This is a genomic window from Bradyrhizobium lablabi (assembly GCF_018131005.1).
Classification (GTDB): Bacteria; Pseudomonadota; Alphaproteobacteria; order Rhizobiales; family Xanthobacteraceae; genus Bradyrhizobium; species Bradyrhizobium lablabi_D.
On record NZ_JAFCJK010000007.1, the window covers coordinates 165,177 to 188,302 of the forward strand.

Sequence of the window (23,126 nt, forward strand, 5' to 3'; positions counted from 1 at the left end):
GGTTCTCGGGAGCCGGGGCCGGGAGTGTAGCTTGGAAGCTGCCGCCCGAACCCACGACGGGCGGCATCAAGGAATTTGCGCCGAGTCATCGACCCACGACAATAACGCATGTGAATCGCAATGCGGTACGGTTCAGCAATTGGAGATCGCAGTAAAAGGCCCCAGCTCATGGGGGCAAGGGGGTGTTTCCGAGAGCTGGGGTAAGGTCGCATCATAGCCGCCCATACTGGACGCAGGCGGCAATTGCCAACTTTTATTCCGACCGTCCGGTTCCTAGTCTCTGGCGGTTCAGAAACAAGTGCTTCATACTATTTTTCGGCTGCCCAATGCGCTGGGGACACGCGATGTCATGACCCAACGCCAGGCGCATGTTCACCGATCATTAATTCGCGATGTGGACACCTGAAAGCCCCACCAACGCGAGGCCGAGGCTCATGGACCGGACAGCCCTGCTAGAACAATTAAAGGAAGCCGAACGGAACATATCCGAAAGCGCGTCCAGGCTCGCGCGACAGGAGGCGCAGATCGTCGAGTTGGACCGAGAGGGCCGCGAGTCGCAGCGGGCAAAGATCGTTCTCGCTACCTTGAAAGAATTGCTTGCGCAGCATTACGAAGAGCGTGAGCGCATTTTGATGGAGTTGAAAAAGTAGACCCCCTTAGTTGGCGGCCTCACCGCGGCCCTTCAGCCGGTCCTGTCGTCTTCGGCACGACGAGCCTATGGCCAGAAGAACCAACACCCGCCCGAAGAAACAGAAAGGCTAGAGGCCCCTCCGTATCTCCGTGAACGGAGCGCTTGATCTGGGTCAAGGCCACCGGACCTTACAGGATCACCGTTGCGGCATGACCACAAGCCGCCACAACTGGATCGCCATCGCGAGCTATATCTCGATCGCCCTAACCCTGCTGGCGCTCGTCGTGCTTTTCACGGCTTGGACAGAGCCGCCGCTGGCACTGTCAGGTTAACTGGCACAAACTGCACTGGCGCCCGGAACGCCCTAAACCTAGGTTAGGTCGTGTACCGGGAGTTGCATGATGGGGAACGACCTACTCTATACCGCGTCGATCATCGTGCTCGGGCTTAGCTCCATGGCAATAACAGCTATCGCCGTCTTCCTGTAGAGGGGCCGCTCAGTCCGGCGGCTTCAGCGCCTGTGCGGCAGAGTCGTTGGCTTTTCAAACCAGTCACCCGCTTGCACCCTGGACCTTGGCCATTATCAACTCGGCGCAGCACCGGCGCTAGGAACGATTGTCTCTCAAGAACGTCGACCTTTGCGGTCCATGGAGAACCCCAGATGATCGGCGAAGGCGAGCCGCTGCAACAGAGCGATGGGCCACGCAAACTCGACGAGGCCAAGGAGGCCGTTCACGTGGCTACGGAGACGGTCAAGGCCGCGGCGCAGAACGTGGCTGACGCCATCGAGGCAGGCAGGCAACCCGGCGCGCCTCTTGATCGCCTGGTTCGCTGGACGCGCGAGGCGCCCCTGCACGCGATCACTGTTGCGTTCCTGATCGGTGTTGTGATCGGTCGCCGTCGCTAAGTGTTGATAACGCTCAAGCTAAGCATGCGCCAGGAGCACCCCCACTCGTAGCGCCTCACGGTCATTGCGCTAGCGCTTGAGATGGATGTCGACCAGGTTGGTCACGATCCAGACGACGCCACCGCTCAAGGCCATACCGATCACGTAAACCCACTTGCCGGCCCAACGCGCGCCGGCGGCGCGTTCCTTGACGCGATCGAACGCCTCGACGGAGGGTTTCATCTCGGCAATGTCTTTCATCGCCGAGGCGAGCTGCGCGCTCATGACCTGGAGCTCATTGCGAAGTGTTTCGACCTTTTGATGGAGATCGCGGCGGCCCTGCGTCGCCAACGCCTCTTGCGACTGCCAGGTCGACACCATGGTTTTGACTGATGACTCGAGACCGCCGATCTTGCCGGCCATTTGCAGCAAGGCGGCGTTGATGCTGCCGATTTCGTCACCGCTCATTGCGCGCCCTGATAGCTCTCGCGGACAGCCTCGTACCAGGCACGGCCGCCGTTGATGCGGCGGTTCGCCTCGCGCAGGGCATCGCGCGTCTCGGCAAGCCTGGCCTTGGGATCATCGTCCCTTGCGAGCGGAGGCGCGCCAACCGGCTGCATGAGATTGTCCGGCGCCGGCGGCAACTCCCGTTGCACGGCGATCGGCTCCGGCTTGAGCGCGCAACCCGCGCAGATCATCGTCAGTGATAGCGCAAGCAGCCTGAAACCGTTTCTTGAGATCCTCGACATAGTCCGCAGTCCCCTGTTTGTCCTCGGCGGATTGTTTTTCGATCGCGGCGACCTTGAGCCGCGCATCGGCGAGCGCACGGCGCGCAGCATCCTGGTCGACTTCCAAAGCGTCGATCCGCGCCTGCAGGTTCTTCGCCCGCCAGGCGCTATCGGCCGCGCGATAGCCGGCGTTGTAGAGCTCGAGGCCGCCGGCCAGGCCGGCGCCGCCGATGACGATCGCGAGCGCGCCGGCGAACAGCGCGCCGGCGGCAAACGGCGAGAGAGTGATGCCGGCGAGGCCCGCCAGGCGAACGACGATCGCAACGATCCAGCTCATGCGTGTTTCCCCGCGCGATAGTCGGCCACGCGCCGCTGCTCGAGCTCATGCGCAACGAACCAGACGAGCACGCCGGCGCCGGCGACGACGACGAGCGCGGCGACGGCGATCGCGATCGCCTCGATCGCCGCCGGCGTCAGCCCGAGGCCGCCGACCGCGTCCTTTGCCGCCGAGAGCTGCGTCGCGCGGTCCGTGAACCAGGCGAGCACGCCGGCGCCGCCGAGGCCGGTCGAGCCGCCGAACAGGTTGCCGGCCCAGCGCTTGGCGCGATCGGTCAGCGCGATCGTCTGCGATCCGCCGGCGCGCAGGTCGTCGACGGTCGCGTATGCCCGTGCCTCCGCCACCTGGCGCGGCGCGGCCTTGCCGAGCTCGGTCAAGAGCTGGTCGTCGATCGCGGTCGTCAACGGCAGACCGTGCTCGTTCCGAAACGCCAAGATCGCCGCCTCGGTCCGGCCGCCGGCCGTCGGCTCGCCGTCGACCTGGCCGACCTCGAAGTAGCCGAGCTCGCGCAGCCGCGCCTGGACGTGCGCGACGACGTCGGGATCATCAGGCGCCGGCGTTGTCGGGAGCTTCGCATGCTCGTGCGGATGCGAGGCCGCCAGGCCATGCTCGAACAGCGCCGCCTCGTCGTCGCGGCGCACCCGAAGGCCTTTGCTGTTTGGCCAAAGCCGCTTCATCGACCGGATCAGGCCGGGAATCCTGGCGAGCTCCCCGGCGGCGACCGCGGCCTTGATCTGGCGCATTTCCGCGTAGCGTGGCGCCGACGAGTTGAAGCCGCCGGCGCCACGGTTGAAGACGATCGACAAGAGGACGCCGACGCAATCCGGCGCCAGCTCGCGCGCGCCGGGGCAGGCACGAAACAGCATGCCGAGGTAGCGCGGCACATCATGGTTCGCGAACACATCGAGCGCCGCATCCCAGGGAACGTCGACGACGTCGCGCAGGCCGCGCGCCAGCGGGGCCGCCGCCGCGCCGGTGACGCCGGCGCATTTCGCCAGCGCCTTGACCATCGCATCCGGGATCTTGCCGGACCAGTCGGCCAGGATCTGCGCCCGCGACTGCTGGCCGAAATCGTAACCGATGCCGCCGGTCACGCCGGACTGCTCGCCCGGCCATTCCGGATGGCGGTAATGCTTGACGTAAAACGCTTCGCTCGTGACCTCCGAGGCCACGATCAGGTCGAAAGTCGCGCGCGAAATCCCATGCAGCTCGAGCATGCCGCTGGCTCCTAAGTTGAGTGTTTGTCAGGGTTTGTGATGGGCCCAATGGCTGCCGAGCCGTGTGTCAGGCCGGCCAACGCCTATTCAACCGACGATTGCCACGGAACCCAAGCCCCACCCCCGGAAGCCGCTAAAACCTTGCCCGGGAGGGTTGTGGCGGGTAAGGTACACACCGGCTGGGAATTGGAATGCGGAATGCCTAATCCTAATCGCTTGATGGACTTCGACGTCGATCTTACGCCGGCATCAACCTTTGACTTGTCGCTGGCCTGCGCAAAGGACATCACTCGCAGCCTTCTCCGCATGGCGCTAAAGAATGTGAAGCGGACGGACAACGTTGTTGATGCCGAGTACAATTCAGGAGCGTGGGACCGATTGCTCAACGAGCGCACATGGCTCCGCAGTCCTTCCCTTGACGCATTTCTGACCGGCCAGAACACCACCATGCGGCTTGCGAAGGTGGATAATCGCTTCGTTCGGGTTTCGGCCAAGGATTATTATCGGTACCGCAATCAATCGTTCTCGGAATTGATAACGCAGCATGCCGGTGATGCTACATCCCTTCTCGAGCTAGCCGCAGGGGCCGGACACAACCTATTTTCACTGAGTCTCAACTCGCGCTGGACACGGCTTCGCGGCCTCGACATTTCAGCCACGCCTTGAAGCAGGCCGAAAGATTGCGGCCCATTCCGATTTAAGTGATCGGATCAGCTTTGACCGAATTGACCTCACGGATCCCGCAGATCCCCATTTTTCTGAACTCGAAGGAGCTACCGTCCTCACGCACTTCTGCATCGAGCAGATACCCTATGCGGTAGATCAAGTGATCGAGAACATCATCAGATCGCGACCGGCGCGGGTCATTCACATTGAGCCCGCTATTGACATGCTAAGGCTTTCGGACCCGCGGGATCTTGCCAGCCTGGTTTACCTCAAATCAGTCGACTACCAGACACGGCTTTTCAAGCTGCTGGAGGAGTTAGACCGATCCGGTCGAATCGACATCTTCGCCCGCGAACGCATGAAGTATGCCCCATCATTGCACAATGATGGCCGCCTCTACGGCTGGAAGCCTCGACAATGATGATTGTATCAGGCTTCGCCTGTTGACCTCGGCCGCGACGATCAATTCGAACGAGGCCTGCGAGATTCCATGCAGGTTGATCATTTGCCTTGCCCCATGTGTGAAACGGAAAGGGAAGCGCGCCGATCAATCGATCAGCTTGCCCGCGTCGAGCTCGGTGAAAACCCGCTTCAGCCAGCTCCGGACATAGCCGCGCATCACGGCCGACCTGCCCTCATCCAGGGCGAAATCGGTGAATGAGGCGCCGGCGCCGTCGACGAGCTCGGCGGCGCGATCATTCAGCTTGCCGACATTGATGACCGGCATGGCCTTCGCGTCGGCCGGCAACCCGAGGAAATCGGCATCGGTCACGCGATTGATGACGAGCACATGCCGCGCGCCCTCCACCAGGCGACCGACCGCGCGGATCTCGTCAAACGAGGCCTGCGTCGAGCCGATCACGTGCAGGATCGAAATGCGCAGCTTGCCTGCCTTGACGTTGTCGAGGAAACCGATCTCGCCGAGGAGCTCGAGCGTCGGCGTCAGCTGGCCGGCGCGGACGTCCAGGACCGTGACCTGGTCCGCCTTGAGCGTATCGAAGACCCGCATCTGGCCGTCCGACCTGGTCAGGTCGACGATCTCGGCGAACTGCGGAAAGAACCGCTTGAGGATGCCGACTGGCGCCTCGGTGTCGAAGGCGCGCGCATCCTGCACCTGGCCGGGACGATCGCGTAAGTAATCGAGCAGCGCACGCGACAAAAAGGTCTTGCCGACGCCGCCCTTGTCGGCGCCGACGATGATGACATGCGGAATCATGGTGGTTTGCCTTCTGGAAAGGCCCGGTCGCGACGTGCTCCGGGCAAACGTCAGGGGCGAGCTGCAGCCCTGGACGGCCTCCGCTCAGCCCCGCATCACGAGGTTTTGTGTTTCTTCCGCTCTTCGTAGCGAATAGCCGGAATCGCTCGATACGAGCGCTGGTAGACGTCTTCAGCCGAAAGGTGTAGGAGGACCCGCTGCCGCCGGGGCGGCGACGTGTCGGATTTGCCGCTCGGCACGGTTGAACAGGCGGCAGATCAGGACGCGCGATATGGCCCCCCCAGACCCCGACGAGGGCACCCCGGAATGGCACGCTCGCCAGCCGACGGATGATGAGGCGATGGAGGGCACGGCGCGATGGCTGATTGTAACTACAGGCCTGGCCGCGCTAGCCTTAACGCTAGTACTGCACGGACAATTTTTCGGCTAATTCGGTCGGAAGCGCCATTCCAGTATCTGCACGTTGGTGCGTCCCGGAACGTAGGGATGGCCGCGAAACTGAAGGAAAGCCGCTTTTGTGAACTCTGACGGGTACTGCCGCTGGTATGACCCCCAAGATCCATCGATCGCGGTAATGAACAAATCGCGCAACTTCGCGTGGCCTCCGTCGTTTGGATGAACGCCATCCGATGGACAATCGACCGCTGCGTTTATCCCGCCGTAGATCTCGACCGGAACGACGTTCAAGCCGAGTTTCTGGCAGATCGCTATATTGGAGATGATCAGGCTATTGAAGCGTTCGTTACGTCCGAAGCTGACGCCTTGGGCGGTGTTTCCCGCGTCGGTAAACTCGTGAAGATTTCCGACAGCCACCAGCGGGTTGGTGTGATCGACCGTACCGCTCAATCCAGCGACAAAGCTGATGCGCACGACATTATTCGCTCCCGTGGCCGACGAAACGGCGATGCGGATTGTGTGTTTTCCGATAGCAAGATCGGAAAACACCAACGCGAACGGCCCGAAATCAAGTCCGATAGACAGGTTTTCGCTGCCGAACGGAAGAGCACTGAAACTTCCGATGTTCCTTTTATCGATGCTGACGTCGAACTGGCCGGGCTGAACTCGATTCCACCAACCGACCAAGACGACATGAGTGCCTGTAACAACGGCCTCAAGTACGGAGCCGTTTGTTGAGGAAAACACGCCATGAGCGTCGATTGAAGGTCCAATGGACGACCAACTGCCGGCGAGAACAGTCATCGCATCGCCGCGAATTTTGTTGCTGTCTTGCTTGGTCGCAAGTTGAAGAAGCAAGGCAAGGTGTCCGCCGCCGGTATTTGCTTCCCGATTCGCGCTCTCGGAAGAATTTTCGATCTTATCATTGGTACCGAGAAACACGGTGTATACGCTTCCGGAACCAGGCGTCACCGCAAAGCACTCATCGGCCTGATCGGCGACGGCATTACCGGAACGGCCGACGTTGTTGATCGACCAGCCGTAGTGCGCAGCCAGCAACGGCGCGAACCCTTTTGCGGGGCTGATCGTGCCGTTGAAATCGCTTGCACCACTCCCAGCAGTGATGCTGTCCCCGATAGTCGTGATTGTGTATGTATCTAGAATGATACTGCCGCCCCGCATGTCCATCGTGACAGTTGGATCCATCGTCGGCATGGATGTGACGCGATACTGCTGTGACGGCTTACCCGTAACTGACCCGCCGCCATTGGCTTTCACAAAATCAATTGCGTCCTGAATTGCGGCGAGGTTGTTAGCGGCGCTGACTCCAGTCACCCCAAACTGTTCGAACTGATGGGAGCCGCTCGGCAGCATTTGCCACCACGAGCTGTCAACTGCATTCTGGAAGTGCCACGATCGCACCGGACCCGGCGCGCCGCCGAGCCGAATATAGGAGGTTCGCTGGCTGTCACCGAGACTTCCCCGGCCATACAGTTGCAACATGCCGACGCCGGCCGGAATGGCTGCCGCCATTGCCTGCGCGCGCGTGTCGTACTGATGCGCTTGGTTGCCGAGCGCCGCTGCGTCAGCAGCCGCCGCGGTCGCAGAGCCTTGCGCCGCCGCCTCCGCCGCGAGTGCAGCAGCCAGGATGCTATCTGCATCGACCTGCGCCGAAACCAGGAGCTGGTAGTGATCAACCGACCACGCCATCAGGACCTGCGACCCACTAACCAGCGCGGTTGCGCTGAGGTCGAGGCCGAACGCGTTCTTGATCGGCATTGCACCGCCGCCGTTGACGGCGAGCGTGACCGCGCCCGTATTGTTCGCCGCCGGCGTCAGCAGGTAGAGCTTGCGCGCCGGCTGGCTCGGTGTCTCAGGCGCGACTGCCGTGATCGCGTTCCCGGTGCCGCCAGTCACCGTCAACGGCACGACGCTGGTCGGAAGATCCCCGACGCGGGTCCATGCGCCAGAACCTGACGTTCCGGCCTTCACATAGAGGCCATTTTTGGACGGAAGCAAGTCGGCGTAGACCAACGCGGCCGTGTTGGCAGGATGAGCCAGATCGTTGTTGATCGCGGCAACATCGGGATAGGCCAACCCCGGATTCCCGCCGCTTGTCAGCGCCTCGAGCATCGCACCCCAGGCGCGAATATCCGACTTCTGGGGCCGATGCGGCCCGCTCGCCGGAACGGATGGAATCTCATTGTCGCGCCAGACCTCTGCCGCTGTCAGCATGGTTTGTCCTTGTGATGATGTGCGTTGGAAAGGAAAAATGGGGGAACAAGGCGCTATTGCAGCGCCGTCAGCTTCGCCGGATCGACCAGGATCCAATTGAATGTCACGCGGCCGCCGAGCAGATCGACCCGCGCCTTGTCCTGGATTTCGATCACGCAGGTGCGTCCCGCCAGGCGCTTCGCGTAGGACGGAAACTGGACCTTGACCCAGCGGCGGCCGAGATAGCGCATGCCGTAACGCGTCGTCACGAGTGTGCCCGATGCTTCCGGATTGAGGCGCAACAGCGCGCGCCTGGCCAATATCAGCGCCTGGCCGGGGTCCTGCACCCAGGTCAGGTCAAGCGGCTTTGCCCGCACGATACCGGCGCGCGAAATTGCGTCTTCGTCGCGCACGGAATCGATCTGGTCGGAGACGTAGGCGGCCAGCGGATTGGTAAAACTGACGTCGAGCTGGCTGACCTGCTCCTCGTCGGGCACGCCGAACCGAACGCTGCAGCCGAGAATGTGTGCCGGCGCGATCGGCGGCTCGGTCGGCTCGCGATAGACGCCGACCGTCAGCCCCAATGTGCCGTCCCCCGCCTCGGCCAACCAGCCGTCGCAGGTCGACAGGATCTTGCCGATGACACTCTCGGGCGAGTTGTCGAACTGATACCAGCCGGCCGAAGCATAGCGAAGCCGTCCACCAACGTCCTGGCTGCAGAGGTTAGCCTCGGCCATCCATTGCTCGACCACCGCCGAGGGGAAGAGGATGTCACGGTCCTCGCCCATGCCGCCATCTGCAAGCGTCAGATAGTCCATCAGCTGCAGCACCGGGTTGGGCGACGCCTTCCATGTGAGCGGATTGCCTGCCGACTGGGTCCCGTCACGCGGGTCGAACACGGGCGCGCATTTCGCGACGACCGATGGCAGTGGCAGGCCTTGCCGGAAACGCTTGGTGAAGGTCTCAGGGTCTGGCGCTTGCGCGCAATACATCGCGAGGCAGGCGATGCCTCGGCCCGCATAAGCCGACGTCCATGTGCCGCTGGTATTGACCGCATTGAGCATGTCGGAGGAATTCTGCGAATCCAGACCGTAGAAGATCTGGATTTGAACGCCGCGGAACTGGTCCGCACCGACCGTGGCAACAGTCGTAACCGCGCCATGGGTCGGCGCCGGCGAAACCGCCACCGGCTGGTCGTGCAGATAAATCTGCAGGACCTCCTCGATCCGCCCGCTGTGAAACGCCAGCATATCCTGCGAGTCGGCGCCGGCGGCCAGGAACAGGACATAGCATCCGGCCAGGCGATTGATCCAATAGCCGCGAACGCGCGGCGGGATCGCCTGCTTGATCGGAACGGCGCCGTTCTCCGCCTTCGGCACCTCCGGATTATTCAGCGCATGTTGCAAGCCGATCGCCGCGCCCAGGATCGCGGCGCCGCCGATCACGGTAATGCCTGATACGCCGAGATAGGTGGCTTCGGCGAACGCCGCCACGCCCTCGCCCTCGCCCGTCGCGACGATCGCAGTCACGATGAGCTCGCCCACCACGTCAGGCATGCCCAGCACTCCAGGCGCGCAGAACCTTCAGGTCAGCCATCACCAATCCCGAATCCGAAGTCACCACCGTACGCAAGGCCGTCGACAGATAGATCGCGCCGGTCGGGCCGACGACAGCCCTCCCCTTGCGCACGGTCAGCGGAGCGAGCACCAGGCAGACATCGCCCGGTAGTGGCTCGGCGGTTTCGGCAAGACCGATTGCAGCGAAACGAGTCGCGCAGGACCGGACGAGGCCCCCCTCGCGCCTGATGGCGCTGCGGTACTGCCGGAAGGTCGCATAGGTGCCGCGTCGGTCCGCCATTGGATCGGGCCATCCGAGCCGCACCAGCCAATCGGCCATCAGTGTGCAGCAATCCAGCGTCCCAAAGGCAAACCGCCGCGCCGCTACATCGTCGAGGTAGTCGGCGAGTGCGGTCAGGAGAAGATCGGCCACTGCTTGTTGAACCCGTGGGCGTATTGCTTGGTGAGGCTGCAGAACAGATCGCCCGGAAAGCGCCTCTGTTGATCCTGGTCGGAGAAGTAGGACAGAGACGGCCGCCGGCGGCCGGTGAAGCGCGAACCGCAGGAGAGCGAGACGGTGCGAACGATCTGCTGCGTGGCGTCTGAGGGCTGCTGCGCCAGTTCGAGGTAATCGGCCACGTAGAACGCGCACCAATGGACCTGGCCGAGCAGCGACCAATCCGTGGCCATCAGAGCGAAACCAACGGTCGCCCTCCTGCCTTTCACCCGCTCCACGTCGTCATCTGATACCAGCGACAGGATGTCGGCATCGGTGCCGCTCAGCGCGAATTCGACGCGCTCGGCCGACCCGTTGAGCAGCTGGTTGATCGTCGGGATGTCGCGAAGCGCGCCAAATCCGGCATAGACCGCGCCCTCGGGATCGAGGACGTTGATACCAGGCGCAATGTTGCCAAAGCCAAGCCAGAGCCGAACCGGCGGAACAGTATCGAGCCGGAAGAATATCCCGATGCTGGTGATGCCGGATTCCAGGACCGACAGCTCGGTATTATTGAAGGAGAACATGATCTAGGTGTGCACTCTTAAATCCGCGATGTCCGCTTAGCCCCCCAAAAGCGGCGCAGAAGCAGGACGTTCCATGAGGTCCGAGAAGGGCCATGTGTGGACGTGCCGTCGCGCCGTCCGGGCAGCTATGTGCCTTATTTCACAGTCTTGGGCGATGCGCAGTGCTAGTCTCGTCTACGAGGACCGGCAGAATGCTTGTGGAGGATCAAGCCATGCAAAGCAAAAGCGTCGGTGAACACGATCCGGAGGTGGTCTACCGCGATGGCGTTGCATATTTCCGCTACGTTTCTTCTGCGCAAGAAAGTACTTCGATGCCCCGGGATCTCATCCGAGACCCACCGGAATGGGTGCAGGCACTTGTTGGCAAGTCTGCCTCGGTCTCGGAGTTTCTGGCGGTTCTGGGCGCTCGGGCGCGAGACGCCCGTACCATGGATCAGCGTAAAGAACTCTTCACGGTATTCGAGCAGTTCGCTCTGTGGCGAGAAGGTCGGGACGCCGCTGACCTCATTCTCGGCCCAGACTTCGCCTACAAACTGACGCTCGACTACGAACCGCATGTCGCCGCGCCCGCCGGGTTAAGGGATCCGGCCATCATTGTTTCGCCCGCCGACGTTAAAGTAATATTTCCGGGCGCCAATCCGGGCGTCTGGCTGAATCCCTGGCAAGATGAATTCGTGTGGCCCGAAAAAGAGCTGCAGTCGCGCCATATCGATCGTCGGATATCCCAAGTGTGGCTTAACAATTGGCGTCCCTTCGTCGAGCTGTTCCTGTTCGACGGCCCCGACCTGCAAGGCCGGATGGCGCGCTTCGCCCGGGTGTGGACTCCGAACGCCGATTTGCCGATCGAACTCGACGAGCAGTCGTTGCGGGGTCAAGCACGCAGCCTGCTCGGCCGCGAGTTCAACACGTCGGGCCGGCGCTTCAGCGCATCCGCGCGGCTCACTCAAGCAGCAGAGCAGTGCTTCGCAAGCGCGGTGGCAGCTTCTGCTTACGGCACGGCGACGTTGACGCGCGCCCCCCAATTCTCTTGGGGCGGCTACGAGAGAACCGCATTGCGCGTTCGATGGGATTACCAAATCGACGACATCGAATACGGAAGCACGGTTGGAACAATCACTGCCGAAAACTCGTTTTGGTGCCCTGGCAAGTTGCGTCCCATCCAATGGGCCGGACTCTCGATCACGACCGATATTCCAGATCCTTGGGCAGGCGGCCTTCATGACCTCCCACCGCCACACCGCTGGAGACAGCTCCTGATTTACTCTGTCGGTCTCAAGTTTGCTAGGCAACTCGAGGGCCTTCTTCTTGACCTTGCCGGTTCACCCCCGAATTCGATGCTCGTCTTGCCCGGCCAATCGACGGCAATTCCTCAGGCACCTCAGCATGACCTCAGAGAGGTCGGGCAGACCACCGACGACGCGACAATCGTGTTCTTTCCTTAGGGCATGATGTAAGCGACGGCACAAGATGATGACGGGCTATGTCCGGTTCGGGTCAAAACCGGCAATACTCTGATTGACCGTAGAATTTCTGCTTAGACCCCAAAAGCCGACGTCTAACGCGCTAGGGCGACTCGATGAAGTCGACGCTGGCCGAGTTGAACGTCCAGGGCGCGACGGTAAGGTCCATTGCATTCGGTGTCGCAAGCCGCATCTTGCAACGCGGCCGGTCGAACTCGAGCTGCGTGTCGTCAACGATTGCTTCGCGAAGCGGCGGATTGAAAGTGATCGTTGCTCCGGTTTCCGACGTCATGTCGACGGTCGCGATCTCATAGAGCCGCCAGTCCATCATCGGATGGTGGATCGAGAACGACTCGCCGCCCATCAACTGGCCTGCAAACTTGATCAGGATCTCGATGGACGTGGCGCGCAGAGGCGCCGCCGCCGCCCTTACGTCGATAATCGGCTGGTAGTATCCGGACCCGTCATCGAAAATCGTATCGTCGCCATGTGGAACGTCGACACCAACCGATTGCAGAAAGCCCGGCGGCCACGGACGGAATGGAGCATCGTTGCGTGGCACGATGACCGGATTGACGCCGCCATTGCAGATCTGCCGCATCGCGCGCCAGAGCAGCGTCGATACGCGCTGACGCTGCCGACCGGCCAACCCTGACCGCGCTTGCCCGGACAGGGATACGTCGGTCATGCGGCAGGTCCAGAATCCACCGCCGTCCGTCCTGTCATACGTTGCAACCGACTGCGCGCTGATGCCGGGCGAGGCAGCCACGCCGGCCAGGTTCCAGCCGTGGCTCTTCTCGCGCAGCAGCGCGCGCGGAAACTCTGACGTCATCAGCCGACCCCCGTGGCGGAAAGCCGCTGCGTCGAGCTCACGGACCTCGCCAGCCCGTCGACCTTGCGATGCGCAGCAACGACGGCCGCCTGCAGGCGTTCGATGGTGCCGGGCGTGACATCCCCCGCGACCATGAAGGTGTTTTGAATGGTGTCGCCGCCCTGAATGCTCCTGGCGAGCGCGTTCGGGATGACCTGCGCGCCCTTCGGCAAGTTGACGAGCTCCGGACCTCGCTCGCCAACCCAGGCGAGACCGCCAGGCGCGGAGTCGGTGCCGTCGGCAAAGCCCGGAATGATACCACCGAGAAGCGAGGCAAACGGAGACAGGCCGCCGGACGACGGCGCGTTGAAGAACGAGGAAAACACCGAGTTGATCCCGGCCTTCTCCAGCGTCTTGACCAGGCTCGACAGCACGTCATTGAGGCTTTTGCCCTCGACGACCGCGTCGGCAAATGCCGTCGATAGCGCGCCGCCCAGGGTTGCGCTGGCGCTGTTGATCTTGGTCAAGGAGTCGCGCGCCGTATCATAGGCCTGCGCCGCCTGCCTGATGCCGTTGGATGCGGCCAGGAACGCCGCCTCATGCTCCCTTGTGAGCGAGATGCCGGCCGCCTCGAGCGCCTGCTGCGCCGACATGCTGGCGCGCAGTTTCTCGTAAGCGTCGATCTGCTGCTGCGTCACCTCGCCATCGTCGCGCATGATCGCCGTCAGCGCCTGAAATTCCGCGCGGAGCTGCTGTCGCGCGGCATTGTTCTGGAACACGGCCGCCGTGTCGGCATTCAATGTCGCAATGTGCTTGTTGATCTGGTCGATCGCGATCTCGAACTGATCTCGGCTGTCGTCCTCCTCCTTCGGCTGCGCCTTCGACGTGTCGCCGCGGACGGCGGTCTGCACGTCGATCGCCTGCTGCATGGCGCGCCGGACATTGTTCGGATTGCGCAGCGCGCCGGCGAGCGCATCATTTGTCGCAAAGCCGGCTTCACCCGGCAGGGTCAGGCCGAGGCTGTGCGGGTCGGAGTTGAGCCCGAGCCGGCCGGAGATCTCGGTCAGCGTTTTCCAAGCCGACGAATTGCCGAGATCGGCGAAGATCTCGGGAATGCGCTTCAAGGCCGCATACAGATCGTTCGCATAGGTGACGGCCTGCGCCAGCACCTGGACGATATCCACCCAGCTCGCCTGATAGTTGACGCCGAGCTGCGCGAGATCGTCCTGGATCGGCTTGAACTTCTCCGCCAGGACCTTCTGCGCCTCGTCCAGCCGGTCTTTCAGCTCGATCGCCTGGCCGATCTGTTCCTGCGAGATGATGTCCTGCTGCCTGATCCTGTCGGCAGTCGCCAGCATCTCCGTCAGGAAACCGGAGTCCTGGCGCAGATTCTCCGCGATCCCCGGCCCGAACGCCTTCTCCGCCAGGTCGAGCGCGGCCAGGCGCTGGCCGCTGTCCAGCGCCTGGTTGATGAGGTCTACGGTCGCTCGCAGCTTGGCCTCGGTATCGGACGCGCCGGCAACAGCGCCAACGCCGCTGTTTCCCTTGAGATTGCCAAAGTCCGACAGCTGCTCGATCCGCCGCGACAGGTCGCTGCCGCCGAGCTTGTCCTTTGAGGCATCATTGAACCGCGACAGCGCATCCGTGACGTCGTCGACGTCGACCTTGAGCTGCTCGGCCGCCTTCGAGACGCGTTGGAAGAAGTCGGTCGAGACATTCGCGCTGGCGGCGCTTTTCGCGAGCTCGTTGAACTCCTCGATCTTCTGCTTGGCGAGCTCGGTCGCGTAGCCCATCACCTGGAACACGGCTGCGACGCCGGTGACCGCGAGCGACAGCGGACCGAGCACGCCGAGCAGCGCGCGATAGCCCAGCACCGCCTGGCCGGCGGCGCCGCCCGAGGCAATAACGGTCGCGTTCATGTCAATGAACTTCTTGACGATAAACTGCGTCGCGTCGGATGTGAGCGATTTCGCGCTTTGGATGTTCTTCTCGAAATCATCCATCGACAGCGAAAGCGGGATGCGGAGTGCAGGCGCGGGCATCAGTGCAGGCTTTGTTCGAGCAATTCGTCGAATTCTTCGTCGGTCGGCGGTTTCAGCCTCTCAGCCTCGCCGCCCTGGACGCGGTTATGGCCATCGATCGCGGCCACTAGCTCCCAGAGAGAGCATTCTTCCGTGACGCGCGGCGGCCAGCCGAGGCCGGCGCCGATGCCGATGATTTCGGAGCGGCGGAGGCGTCCGTCGTCGTGATAGAGCTGCCGGCCGTCTTGTCCGCCGCCGGCTTCGCTTTTCCCACAGGATCGTCGGGCACCCCGACCAGGACCGCCTCGAGCACCGCATAGGCGACGAGCGCGGACGGAGCCAGGCCGTGCGGGTTTTCGTCGACGTGCAGGTTGACGGCGGCGATCGCCTCTTTCGGCGTCATGCCGCCGCCGATCAGGCCGAGCCGGATCGTCTCCCGCAGATCGTTGAGATAGAAATCCTTATTGGCGATCCGCTTGAAAATGACGGCGATCGCCGCCTCGCATTTGGCCTCGAGGTCGAGGATCAAACCGACCTTTGACAGGCAGAATTGATCCTCGCCGTTGGCCCAGATGATCGACCTGGTGCCTGGTGCGCTCATGTCTCAACCCCTGGAAATCGCATCGGCGACAGCGTCCTCGATCTGCTGCCGGACGTCCTCGCGACGCGCGCGATAGGTGGAATAGAACCACGGTTGCGCCGGCTCATGCGCCGTACCGAACTCGCTCGCCAGCGCATAGTCGTATTGCACGCCGGACCCGGCGCGCAGCTCTTTGGTGGTCGCATCGCCGCCGGCGACGACCTCGAGGTCGAGATCATTCCGCTTGCGCCGAACCGTGATGGTCGACTTGAGCTTGCCGGACTTCTCCGGCGCAGCACTGTCAATGTCCTGGCGGAGGCCCTCCGCGATATCCTTGAGATCGCGCACGAGCTGCCTCTTGGTCTTGTAGGACAGGCCGTCGAACCAGCTCTGGACGCCGTCGTCAGGACCAGCCATCGTGAATAATTGCCCGCTGTTTATGACTGCAGGACCGTTTCGCCGTCGCTGTCGAGCGATACGTCGAAAGTAACGCGGCTGCCGCGATTGCCCGTTACGTTGAGCTTGGTGCACTTGAACGGCCCGATCCAACCGCGAGTCCCGAGCTTGATGCGGATATTCCTGGTGGAGGCCGCCTCGAACCACGCATTCCACTTGTCGAAATCCTCGTCCGCGACGACGCCGGCGCCGGCGATCGACGAGGACAGCGAGACGACATCGCGTTCCAGCCACGACGGCGCATCGGGATCGTCGCAATCCGGCACGTTGGTTTCGTTGGTCGCAGCCGTGCGGTTGAAGCTGCGCGAGTTGAGGCCGCACGGCGCCATGAACACTTCCGGCGTCGCGCCGTCGCCGATTTCCACCAGGAACTGAGAAAAACGCAGGGTCGAGGCCTTGCTCATAGCCGCTCCTTCTTTCGAGAGATTGTGGGGGATCAGAAACCGCGCACTATGGCGGGTACGCATAAACCGGCGACGTGCCTCAGGGCGCGTCTGAGGTCATATCCGCCGCATCACGGGATCGCGGCGCGATCGCGAATCTCACCAGAGGGTCTAAAAATTGGGGTCAAAGGGCCGGCGTTACGGACTTTCCTAGCCATGGTCTGGTTTACACCTACTAGCGGACACATTCGGCCTCAGTCGCCATTTCGGCTAGGGGCCAATCGGAGACTATCAGTCGATGGCTTCGGCGCTCACGAGGACTGACGGCGGGATCGTGACGCCAAGCGCTTTGGCGGTCTTCATATTGATGACAAAGTCAAAGCGAGTGGGTCCTTGAAACGGTAACTCGCCAGCGGCGGCACCATTGAATATGCGCTCCACATAGCTTGCCGCCTGCCGGCCCAGTTCGCCGAGACTTGGACCATAGCCAATCATCAGGCCGCGTTCGGCACTTTCTCGGAACCCTCCAATGGTCGGCAATCCGGCTTTTGCGGCGAGCGCAGCGAGCACTTCGCTATCACGGTGCAACTCGGGGAGAGGCACGATAACGAGGGCTTCTGCGCCATGGTCCCGCATCGCTTTAAACGCGTCTGCATACTGGTTCGGGTTCTCTACCCAGATTTCGATTAGTTCCAGCCCAGCCTCGGCAGCAGCCTTGCGCAAGGGTGGAAACCCAGCTTCCACGATTTTGCGATGAGCGGCCATCACCGCTACGCGACGCACTGATGGCAAGGCTTCATGAAGCAAGGCCAGACGTTTGGCCTCGAGCCGCGGCGCAATTAGACAAACCCCGGTAACGTTGCCGCCCGGACGCGCCCAACTCTCGGCAACACCGGCGACCACTGGGTCCGTCCCCATCGGTGCGGCGACAATCGGAATTGTTTTCGTTACTGAGAGAGCAGCGTGGAGCGGCCAATCGGAAGAGGCAACAATGACATCGGGTTTGTCGCCAACCAGCGCCTGCGCCAGCGCCGGCATTTGCCCCTCCGGACCCGCGCGAAAATCAACAATGAGATTGCGGCCTTCGACGAAGCCGCGGGTCGCCAAGTAGGGCAGCATGATGGAAGCGAAAGCGTTACTGCCAGCAGTCCCGGGAAGCGTGAGCAGACCCAAGCGCCAAACCCGTTCCGCGGCCTCTGCGCACGAGGCTGAAAGCACCATAAGCACCGCGCAAATTAACGACGCCAGCCTCATAGCGGAATTCTCCTTTGCGGCTTTGCTCCCATCTTAGCACTCCGTACAAAGACACGGGAATGTCCGCCATGGGTCACAAGCGGTAAAGCTCTGACTAATTGTAAGATTTCCGCCTTCCCGTCAGAAGTCGACATCATCCACGCCGACCCGCCCTAGTCGGTCAGAATATGAAACGTCAGGACGGCATGGCGCGTCTTGCCATCCGGGTCGTCGAGATAGACCGTGCTCTCGAGCAGGCAGGAATTAACGGTGACCTGTCCATCCGAGAGGTCCGCATCGTCGAGCGCTGCCGTGATCTGCGCGCCGAGCTGGTGGATCTCGAGCTTTGAATTCTCGCGCGACCAGCCGTCGAGGGTCAGGAAGATCTCGGCACCCTCGAGACATTCCACCTTTTCGCTGATGATCTGAATGTTTCCGACCGAGACATAGGGAAATTTCGGGTTCGACGGCACCGGGGAAAAGATGCGGTCGCCAGCGACCGTGCCCGCCTGCTTGAGCAGGTTAACCACGCGCGCCTGTAGCAAGGCAGAGGGATCAACGATTGTCATGGCGCCTTGCCGGTCTGCAGCAGGAATTCGAGGTAGCGGTTCTTGCCCTGCTCGACGTCGATCGTCCCGGACAGGATTGCGTAAACGACCTGCTTGTCGGGATCTGCGGCACTCCTGATGTCACGCGCGCGCCAGTCCGGCGTCACCCGGCGGGACATGCTCGAGGCGCGCAGACGCAAGGTGAAGGTAGATTGACCGACCAGGCGCGCCGCCTGGACGCTCTCGCCGGCGAACCTCGGCACGAGCTCCGCCGCCAAGCGGAACTGCTCCACGAACTCGCCCTCGACCGCGCCGGCGCCATCGTCGACGTCCGCACGCTTGTCGAAGGCAAGCCGATAGCGCAGAACACCCGCGGTCATGAGCCTGTTTCCTGCAAGGTTAGTGTCACCAGACCTCGCTCAGCAGCAGCGCCTGTGCGCCCTGCGGCAATTCGACGGCTGGATCGACCACGACGTTTTCGCGGTTCTCATAGAGATGGCCGAGAATGAGCTTGATCGCGGTTTTGACATTCGCCGGGACCTCGTCGGCCCCCTGGCCGACCGTGAAGCGGATGACGATCGGTTCCGGCGCGTCGTGCTTGACGAGCGGCCAGATCGCGCCGATCGGCGGAATGATGCGGACCGACTCGCCCGCGGTCTGGACCACGTATTGAGCGGAAGGCAGCGTCTGCTCGACGCCGGCCGGATCGATGAATTTGATCGAAATTACGCCGTTCTTAGCGACCGGCGCGATTGGCAGGAGGATTCGGCCGCGGCACCAATGCTGCAGCACCCACTCGACGGTCTGCGTCACGAAACGGCGCTGGACGTTATTCTGCGCGGCAAGCGTCGTAGCGGCAATGAAACCCTTGATCGTGTCGTCATCGTCGTCGTGATCGACGCGCAAATGCGCCTTGGCCTCGTCGAGCGTGACAGGATATTCCGTTGCGGCTTCCACGGTTCGCAGCATCGTCAGGCGCTCATCTTATGGGAAAGGAAGACGCCGGCCAGGCGCTGGCCGGCCGGCGCGGATCTCAGCCGACGGCTTCCTTGACGGTCGCCGCGTCGTTGTCGGTTGCGAAGCCATAACGAGCGTCGAACCCGAGCACCGTGCAGCCGATCAGGCTCGCCGCAACGGCCGGCGTCATCGACACCTGGAAAAAGCCGAAGTTGTTGGCGATGTCGAGATCCTCCTGCTTGAGGTTGATCAGGACCTGCTTGTTATCGTCGGCGCCGGTTTTTGTGAGCTGCGTGATCGCCTTGCCGGCGATGTCCTTTGCGCCGGCGCCGGCGGCCGAGGTCGCCTGCTGGATCTTGGCGTCGACGGTCGCCGCGGCGCCGAGCGCGCCGACCATCAGGACGGCCATATAGTTGTGAAACTTGCCCGCATCGATCCAGCCGGTGGTTTGCACGGCGGCCGCCGACTGCGGGTTGATCGAGTCGACAACGCTGACGCGCTGCGACGGCTTGAGATTGGCGTGCATGCTGCACTCCTCTTGCTTTCGAGAAAGGGAAAACGCTGGCTTACCTCGCGCCGGCCGGATCGTTATGCCGGCGCGCCATCGGTGTCGGACGAGCTCGCGCGCGATCAGCGCGCCTCGAGTGCGACGAAATGCGACTTGGTGTTGGCGCCCTTGGCCGGCGCGACCGGCGCCGACAGATAGGGCTGACCGCCGATCCGGAAGATCCAGCGGAAGGCCGCGAGGTTGTAGTCAAAGAACAGATGGATCGACGCCGCGAAATCGATGCCGCCGCCGGCCTTGGTCGCGAGCGCATAGCCGGTGAGATCGACCGCGACCAGGTCGCCGGGATCGCCGAGCGTGGCGCTGTGCTCGTTGAAGATCAGCGGCCGGCCGAGGAACACGCCACCATCCGGCGTGCCGAGGAGCGGCTGATTCAGCGGCAGCCAGGCCGGCACGTTGCCGATCGTCAGCTGGCCGAGCTGCGGCAGCGTGTCGGAGTTGGCAAGCCACATCGGCCGGCCGCCCATGCGCAACAGGCGCGAGTACATTTTCAGGACGTTGGCGACGGTGATCGTGTCGGCCGCCTGCCCGTTTTCCTTGCCGACCGTCACCAGCGACGGAGCATTCATGAAACCGAGCGGCTTGCCCTTGCCGTCGCCGGTCATGACCGCTTCAAACGCTTTCCAGCGGATCGCGTTCGCCGCCTGGTTAAAGATGCGGTTCTGCAGCCGCGGCGCATCGTCGAGCACCTCCTGCGACGCCAGCACGAACGCATAGAGCTCATGCAGCTGGATGATCTCGCCGGTCGCCGCCGCCTTGCTGGCGATCAGCTGGGTGCCCTCGGCGCGCCAGGCCGCCTGGACGCCGGACGCGCCCCAAGGCGTCGTTTCGTCCTTGGCGATCGCGATCGTATTGCCCTGCGTCGGCTCCGGGTTGCAGAAGCCGAGCAGGTTCTGGTCGTCGAACACCAGCGCCCAGATCTGTTCGCGATACTCGGTCGGCACCAGGAAGCCCTCGCCGGCGCCACCCTGGTTCTGCTGGAAACTGGTCGGCGCCGCACCGAGCCGCGGATCGAGGCCGCCGCCCATCGAGGCGTTGCGGACCGCAACCGCAAATTCCGCGACGCTGCGGAAACCGGCGGTCCGCTCCGGATTGACATCGTTGACGACGGTCGCAAGCGCCGGACCGCCGAGCGAGGCCGCACCGAACAACGCGGCGCGGCGGATCTTCTTTTCCTCAGCCGCGACCTGCTGGTCGAGCTCGGCGACCTCTTTCTCGAGACCGTCGACCTTGGCCTCGAGCTGCGCGAGCTGGGTCGACTCGGCCTCGGTCAAGCCGTCTTTGCCGAGCAGCGCGTTCAGCTGCTCGAGCGCGGTTTTGCCGTCCTTTGCCTTGTCGGCGCGGGCCTGGCGCAGCTTCTTGATGTCCACTCGCATGGATCAAAAACTCCTGGTTGGTTGGTGGGATTTTGCCTGGACGGAGAAAGAGCCCGCGTTCCCGCTGTCCAGGCGACGGCGCGGGTCGAGCAACTCAAAAACTGGAACGGGAACGGCTTTCGGCCGAACGCGCCCTACTCGCGATCAACCGCCAGAAATTCGGTTCGACTGTGATGTCCGCCTTCGGGGGTTAATGCGGAAGCGGCCACGATGCTGGCTGATGCCGCCTTTTGACCCAAACCGGTCATCGCGGCCGGTGGCCTGGTTTGATTTTAGCCCTTCAACTTTTGTGCTGGCGCCGCCCTGCTTCCTGATGCACACTGAACCCGTCACCGCCCAGCCCATGGCATCTATCGGTGATGAGACCGCCGGTCGCGCTCCCGCCCCCTTGAACGTGGAGCAGCCCCATGCAACGGCACAGTTCCCAGCAAACCGCCCCCGAAAGAAAGCATCCTGGCGATGAAGCGAAGCGCTTGCGCAAGGAAGCCCGAGGCACCCCGCCTGGCGTTGAGCGGGAACGACTGCTCCGCAGAGCCAGCCAAGCCGAGACGGCTGCTCACATCACTGAGTGGCTATCGTCACGGGGATTGAAGCCGCCGAGGTAAAGCCGCCTCAGTTGGAGGCTGGCGCCCGCACAGCAAGGGATCTCCCAATGAACTATCGCGGCATAGATTTTATGGTGGTCCAGTCGCTCTCACCCAGGGGTTGGAGGTGGTCTGTCAACCTAGGTCACAAGGAGGCAAGCGGCACCCAGCCTGATCGGGAGGGCGCGCTCAGCAAGGCAAAAAGAAGCATCGACGATTTGATCAGGAAGCGAAAGCGCGCCGAAGAACAAGCCTGCGTGCGGCCGTCACCAGACGATTTGACTCGTAGTGTCGGGATGATTCCAAAGCAGCCAAAGCACGATGGCAAAAGTGAATGCCCAAACTAAACCCATCTGAAGATCCCGTCTCAAAGTTTGTGCCCACGACTCTCGTGCTTCAGATCGGGCCAGAGACTTGTTCCGTTGGAGTTGCTCGTGAAGTGTGCTGATCTCTTTGAAGCGCGGCAAAGCGATCAAGCTGGCCCGCCAGGCCTCGAAAGGTTCTCGCGATATTCTTGAGGACAGAAGCGCACTCATTCGAAACGCCGGGCTGAGCAGCGCGACGAAGGTACTCAGTCGCATACTCTTCGCATTTTGCTGCACTCAACATGAACCATCTCCGAAATTGCCATCTTGGTACTATTCGTTGCGGCCGAGGTCGGCGCGCCGCGCTTCGGGAGATGATGGATGAAGAACAGACTGCCGATCAGCATGACGGCAGCCAGGACAACTGCCAGCATACGCTGACCAGCGATGGTTCTTCCATTGCAGCCCCCGTAGCCGCGAGACAGCAACCATCAAACTCCGTTGGTCGATTTGCGTTCCTACCTCGGAAAAAATAGGCAGGCTCGATGCAGCAAAGGAAAAACCCGGTCCAACAGGACCGGGCCCTTCAGGATTCAGTGCCTATGGATGATCAAGCTGTCGTGGCTACTTAGCATCGCCGAATGCCGCAAATGTTCGCTATGGAACTGAATCCCGGGAGTCTGCGTATTAAGATCGCACTTGCAAAACCCTGCGGTTAGGACCCGCATGCAGGAGACATGTCATGAAGCGTCGCCGGTCTGCTCCCCATTCATTTGAAGAAATTCTCGCCGCCGAGATGGCCAAGCTGGAAGCCCAAGTTGCCCAGCTCAAACCTGGTCCCCAAAGGGACGGGCTGCTCAGGAAAATCCGCCAGCTGGAGACTGCTTCTCACATGAACGAGTGGCTCACCTCTCCGGGGCTTCGACCACCAGAACCGGCGTAGAGGACCGGACACGACGTCCTCGCTTCCGGCTGAT

The 23,126-nt window shown here is 62.4% G+C and carries 27 protein-coding genes; 7 read left to right on the forward strand and 20 right to left on the reverse strand.

The features are described 5' to 3' along the window. Nucleotides 1–434: 434 nt before the first annotated feature. The 3 genes from JQ553_RS22230 (at nt 435) to JQ553_RS22235 (ending at nt 1,538) form a co-directional block, all read left to right on the forward strand. Nucleotides 435–650 carry a hypothetical protein gene (locus tag JQ553_RS22230; RefSeq protein WP_212502150.1) on the forward strand — a complete coding sequence of 72 codons (216 nt, stop codon included), beginning with the start codon at nt 435–437 and terminating at the stop codon, nt 648–650. Between the two features lie 190 nt (nt 651–840). After that, nucleotides 841–963: a hypothetical protein gene (locus JQ553_RS34955; protein ID WP_283817279.1), complete on the forward strand. Its 123-nt coding sequence runs from the start codon at nt 841–843 to the stop codon at nt 961–963. A gap of 329 nt (nt 964–1,292) precedes the next feature. Then, nucleotides 1,293–1,538 carry a hypothetical protein gene (locus tag JQ553_RS22235; protein ID WP_212502151.1) on the forward strand — a complete coding sequence of 82 codons (246 nt, stop codon included), beginning with the start codon at nt 1,293–1,295 and terminating at the stop codon, nt 1,536–1,538. 69 nt (nt 1,539–1,607) lie between these two features. On the opposite strand, the gene JQ553_RS22240 is transcribed toward JQ553_RS22235, so the two are convergent. From JQ553_RS22240 to JQ553_RS22255, 4 genes are read right to left on the reverse strand one after another with little or no spacing between them, the layout of a single operon-like run. Next, nucleotides 1,608–1,985: a DUF1515 domain-containing protein gene (locus JQ553_RS22240; RefSeq protein ID WP_212502152.1), complete on the reverse strand. Its 378-nt coding sequence runs from the start codon at nt 1,983–1,985 to the stop codon at nt 1,608–1,610. Further along, nucleotides 1,982–2,137 carry a hypothetical protein gene (locus JQ553_RS22245; protein ID WP_212502153.1) on the reverse strand — a complete coding sequence of 52 codons (156 nt, stop codon included), beginning with the start codon at nt 2,135–2,137 and terminating at the stop codon, nt 1,982–1,984. Before JQ553_RS22245 ends, JQ553_RS22240 begins: the two co-directional genes overlap by 4 nt. Beyond that, a complete protein-coding gene (locus tag JQ553_RS22250; RefSeq protein WP_212502154.1) occupies nt 2,097–2,582 on the reverse strand; it encodes a protease IV in 486 nt (161 codons plus the stop codon). Before JQ553_RS22250 ends, JQ553_RS22245 begins: the two co-directional genes overlap by 41 nt. Beyond that, nucleotides 2,579–3,799 (reverse strand): peptidoglycan-binding protein, encoded by a 1,221-nt coding sequence (locus JQ553_RS22255; RefSeq protein ID WP_212502155.1) that lies wholly within the window; start codon nt 3,797–3,799, stop codon nt 2,579–2,581. The genes JQ553_RS22250 and JQ553_RS22255 overlap by 4 nt, the downstream gene beginning before the upstream one ends. Before the next feature lie 198 nt (nt 3,800–3,997). Here JQ553_RS22255 and JQ553_RS34590 point away from each other — a divergent pair, with 198 nt between their 5' ends. Both JQ553_RS34590 and JQ553_RS34595 read left to right on the forward strand, forming a co-directional pair. Continuing rightward, the gene (locus JQ553_RS34590) at nt 3,998–4,465 is read left to right on the forward strand and encodes a hypothetical protein (protein WP_249144509.1); all 468 of its coding nucleotides are present in this window, start codon (nt 3,998–4,000) and stop codon (nt 4,463–4,465) included. 160 nt (nt 4,466–4,625) lie between these two features. After that, complete coding sequence (locus JQ553_RS34595; protein WP_249144510.1) at nt 4,626–4,886, forward strand: hypothetical protein; 261 nt, start codon at nt 4,626–4,628, stop codon at nt 4,884–4,886. A gap of 126 nt (nt 4,887–5,012) precedes the next feature. On the opposite strand, the gene JQ553_RS22265 is transcribed toward JQ553_RS34595, so the two are convergent. The 5 genes from JQ553_RS22265 to JQ553_RS22285 all read right to left on the reverse strand — a co-directional run bounded on the left by JQ553_RS22265 (nt 5,013) and on the right by JQ553_RS22285 (nt 10,870). Then, nucleotides 5,013–5,681, reverse strand: a complete 669-nt coding sequence (locus JQ553_RS22265) for a hypothetical protein (protein ID WP_212502156.1) — start codon at nt 5,679–5,681, stop codon at nt 5,013–5,015. A gap of 426 nt (nt 5,682–6,107) precedes the next feature. Then, entirely contained in the window at nt 6,108–8,312 is a 2,205-nt protein-coding gene (locus tag JQ553_RS22270) for an SGNH/GDSL hydrolase family protein (RefSeq protein ID WP_212502157.1), read from the reverse strand. A 53-nt stretch (nt 8,313–8,365) separates the two neighbouring features. Beyond that, nucleotides 8,366–9,847: a hypothetical protein gene (locus JQ553_RS22275; protein ID WP_212502158.1), complete on the reverse strand. Its 1,482-nt coding sequence runs from the start codon at nt 9,845–9,847 to the stop codon at nt 8,366–8,368. Beyond that, entirely contained in the window at nt 9,840–10,280 is a 441-nt protein-coding gene (locus JQ553_RS22280) for a DUF6950 family protein (protein ID WP_312015185.1), read from the reverse strand. Before JQ553_RS22280 ends, JQ553_RS22275 begins: the two co-directional genes overlap by 8 nt. After that, a complete protein-coding gene (locus JQ553_RS22285) occupies nt 10,262–10,870 on the reverse strand; it encodes a hypothetical protein (protein WP_212502159.1) in 609 nt (202 codons plus the stop codon). Before JQ553_RS22285 ends, JQ553_RS22280 begins: the two co-directional genes overlap by 19 nt. Nucleotides 10,871–11,061: 191 nt before the next feature. On the opposite strand from JQ553_RS22285, the gene JQ553_RS22290 reads away from it, so the two are divergent. Continuing rightward, nucleotides 11,062–12,312 carry a hypothetical protein gene (locus JQ553_RS22290; RefSeq protein ID WP_212502160.1) on the forward strand — a complete coding sequence of 417 codons (1,251 nt, stop codon included), beginning with the start codon at nt 11,062–11,064 and terminating at the stop codon, nt 12,310–12,312. 121 nt (nt 12,313–12,433) lie between these two features. On the opposite strand, the gene JQ553_RS22295 is transcribed toward JQ553_RS22290, so the two are convergent. The 11 genes from JQ553_RS22295 to JQ553_RS22345 form a co-directional block, all read right to left on the reverse strand. Continuing rightward, nucleotides 12,434–13,162, reverse strand: coding sequence for a hypothetical protein (locus tag JQ553_RS22295; RefSeq protein ID WP_212502161.1), 729 nt, complete (start codon nt 13,160–13,162; stop codon nt 12,434–12,436). After that, nucleotides 13,162–15,183 (reverse strand): hypothetical protein, encoded by a 2,022-nt coding sequence (locus tag JQ553_RS34600; protein WP_249144511.1) that lies wholly within the window; start codon nt 15,181–15,183, stop codon nt 13,162–13,164. The genes JQ553_RS22295 and JQ553_RS34600 overlap by 1 nt, the downstream gene beginning before the upstream one ends. Before the next feature lie 106 nt (nt 15,184–15,289). After that, entirely contained in the window at nt 15,290–15,763 is a 474-nt protein-coding gene (locus tag JQ553_RS22305) for a gene transfer agent family protein (RefSeq protein WP_212502162.1), read from the reverse strand. 3 nt (nt 15,764–15,766) lie between these two features. Next, nucleotides 15,767–16,159, reverse strand: coding sequence for an HK97-gp10 family putative phage morphogenesis protein (locus JQ553_RS22310; protein ID WP_212502163.1), 393 nt, complete (start codon nt 16,157–16,159; stop codon nt 15,767–15,769). A 20-nt stretch (nt 16,160–16,179) separates the two neighbouring features. Beyond that, complete coding sequence (locus JQ553_RS22315) at nt 16,180–16,602, reverse strand: phage tail tube protein (RefSeq protein WP_212502164.1); 423 nt, start codon at nt 16,600–16,602, stop codon at nt 16,180–16,182. Nucleotides 16,603–16,872: 270 nt separating this feature from the next. Continuing rightward, nucleotides 16,873–17,835 carry an ABC transporter substrate-binding protein gene (locus tag JQ553_RS22320; RefSeq protein WP_212502165.1) on the reverse strand — a complete coding sequence of 321 codons (963 nt, stop codon included), beginning with the start codon at nt 17,833–17,835 and terminating at the stop codon, nt 16,873–16,875. Nucleotides 17,836–17,987: 152 nt separating this feature from the next. Continuing rightward, entirely contained in the window at nt 17,988–18,383 is a 396-nt protein-coding gene (locus tag JQ553_RS22325) for a DUF3168 domain-containing protein (protein WP_212502166.1), read from the reverse strand. Then, entirely contained in the window at nt 18,380–18,742 is a 363-nt protein-coding gene (locus tag JQ553_RS22330) for a head-tail adaptor protein (RefSeq protein ID WP_212502167.1), read from the reverse strand. The genes JQ553_RS22325 and JQ553_RS22330 overlap by 4 nt, the downstream gene beginning before the upstream one ends. A 25-nt stretch (nt 18,743–18,767) precedes the next feature. Then, the gene (locus JQ553_RS22335; RefSeq protein ID WP_212502168.1) at nt 18,768–19,331 is read right to left on the reverse strand and encodes a head-tail connector protein; all 564 of its coding nucleotides are present in this window, start codon (nt 19,329–19,331) and stop codon (nt 18,768–18,770) included. A 64-nt stretch (nt 19,332–19,395) separates the two neighbouring features. Beyond that, nucleotides 19,396–19,845, reverse strand: coding sequence for a hypothetical protein (locus JQ553_RS22340; protein WP_212502169.1), 450 nt, complete (start codon nt 19,843–19,845; stop codon nt 19,396–19,398). Between the two features lie 104 nt (nt 19,846–19,949). Next, complete coding sequence (locus JQ553_RS22345) at nt 19,950–21,260, reverse strand: phage major capsid protein (RefSeq protein ID WP_212502170.1); 1,311 nt, start codon at nt 21,258–21,260, stop codon at nt 19,950–19,952. Between the two features lie 1,631 nt (nt 21,261–22,891). Between JQ553_RS22345 and JQ553_RS22350 the strand changes: the two genes are divergently transcribed. Continuing rightward, nucleotides 22,892–23,092: a hypothetical protein gene (locus tag JQ553_RS22350; protein ID WP_212502423.1), complete on the forward strand. Its 201-nt coding sequence runs from the start codon at nt 22,892–22,894 to the stop codon at nt 23,090–23,092. Nucleotides 23,093–23,126: the final 34 nt, after the last annotated feature.

Coding starts and splice junctions, on each gene's coding strand:
- JQ553_RS22230 (WP_212502150.1), top strand. CDS start 435: ATGGACCGGACAGCCCTGCTAGAACAATTAAAGGAAGCCGAACGGAAC.
- JQ553_RS34955 (WP_283817279.1), top strand. CDS start 841: ATGACCACAAGCCGCCACAACTGGATCGCCATCGCGAGCTATATCTCG.
- JQ553_RS22235 (WP_212502151.1), top strand. CDS start 1,293: ATGATCGGCGAAGGCGAGCCGCTGCAACAGAGCGATGGGCCACGCAAA.
- JQ553_RS22240 (WP_212502152.1), bottom strand. CDS start 1,985: ATGAGCGGTGACGAAATCGGCAGCATCAACGCCGCCTTGCTGCAAATG.
- JQ553_RS22245 (WP_212502153.1), bottom strand. CDS start 2,137: ATGCAGCCGGTTGGCGCGCCTCCGCTCGCAAGGGACGATGATCCCAAG.
- JQ553_RS22250 (WP_212502154.1), bottom strand. CDS start 2,582: ATGAGCTGGATCGTTGCGATCGTCGTTCGCCTGGCGGGCCTCGCCGGC.
- JQ553_RS22255 (WP_212502155.1), bottom strand. CDS start 3,799: ATGCTCGAGCTGCATGGGATTTCGCGCGCGACTTTCGACCTGATCGTG.
- JQ553_RS34590 (WP_249144509.1), top strand. CDS start 3,998: ATGCCTAATCCTAATCGCTTGATGGACTTCGACGTCGATCTTACGCCG.
- JQ553_RS22265 (WP_212502156.1), bottom strand. CDS start 5,681: ATGATTCCGCATGTCATCATCGTCGGCGCCGACAAGGGCGGCGTCGGC.
- JQ553_RS22270 (WP_212502157.1), bottom strand. CDS start 8,312: ATGCTGACAGCGGCAGAGGTCTGGCGCGACAATGAGATTCCATCCGTT.
- JQ553_RS22275 (WP_212502158.1), bottom strand. CDS start 9,847: ATGCCTGACGTGGTGGGCGAGCTCATCGTGACTGCGATCGTCGCGACG.
- JQ553_RS22285 (WP_212502159.1), bottom strand. CDS start 10,870: ATGTTCTCCTTCAATAATACCGAGCTGTCGGTCCTGGAATCCGGCATC.
- JQ553_RS22290 (WP_212502160.1), top strand. CDS start 11,062: ATGCTTGTGGAGGATCAAGCCATGCAAAGCAAAAGCGTCGGTGAACAC.
- JQ553_RS22295 (WP_212502161.1), bottom strand. CDS start 13,162: ATGACGTCAGAGTTTCCGCGCGCGCTGCTGCGCGAGAAGAGCCACGGC.
- JQ553_RS34600 (WP_249144511.1), bottom strand. CDS start 15,183: ATGCCCGCGCCTGCACTCCGCATCCCGCTTTCGCTGTCGATGGATGAT.
- JQ553_RS22305 (WP_212502162.1), bottom strand. CDS start 15,763: ATGAGCGCACCAGGCACCAGGTCGATCATCTGGGCCAACGGCGAGGAT.
- JQ553_RS22310 (WP_212502163.1), bottom strand. CDS start 16,159: ATGGCTGGTCCTGACGACGGCGTCCAGAGCTGGTTCGACGGCCTGTCC.
- JQ553_RS22315 (WP_212502164.1), bottom strand. CDS start 16,602: ATGAGCAAGGCCTCGACCCTGCGTTTTTCTCAGTTCCTGGTGGAAATC.
- JQ553_RS22320 (WP_212502165.1), bottom strand. CDS start 17,835: ATGAGGCTGGCGTCGTTAATTTGCGCGGTGCTTATGGTGCTTTCAGCC.
- JQ553_RS22325 (WP_212502166.1), bottom strand. CDS start 18,383: ATGACAATCGTTGATCCCTCTGCCTTGCTACAGGCGCGCGTGGTTAAC.
- JQ553_RS22330 (WP_212502167.1), bottom strand. CDS start 18,742: ATGACCGCGGGTGTTCTGCGCTATCGGCTTGCCTTCGACAAGCGTGCG.
- JQ553_RS22335 (WP_212502168.1), bottom strand. CDS start 19,331: ATGCTGCGAACCGTGGAAGCCGCAACGGAATATCCTGTCACGCTCGAC.
- JQ553_RS22340 (WP_212502169.1), bottom strand. CDS start 19,845: ATGCACGCCAATCTCAAGCCGTCGCAGCGCGTCAGCGTTGTCGACTCG.
- JQ553_RS22345 (WP_212502170.1), bottom strand. CDS start 21,260: ATGCGAGTGGACATCAAGAAGCTGCGCCAGGCCCGCGCCGACAAGGCA.
- JQ553_RS22350 (WP_212502423.1), top strand. CDS start 22,892: ATGAAGCGTCGCCGGTCTGCTCCCCATTCATTTGAAGAAATTCTCGCC.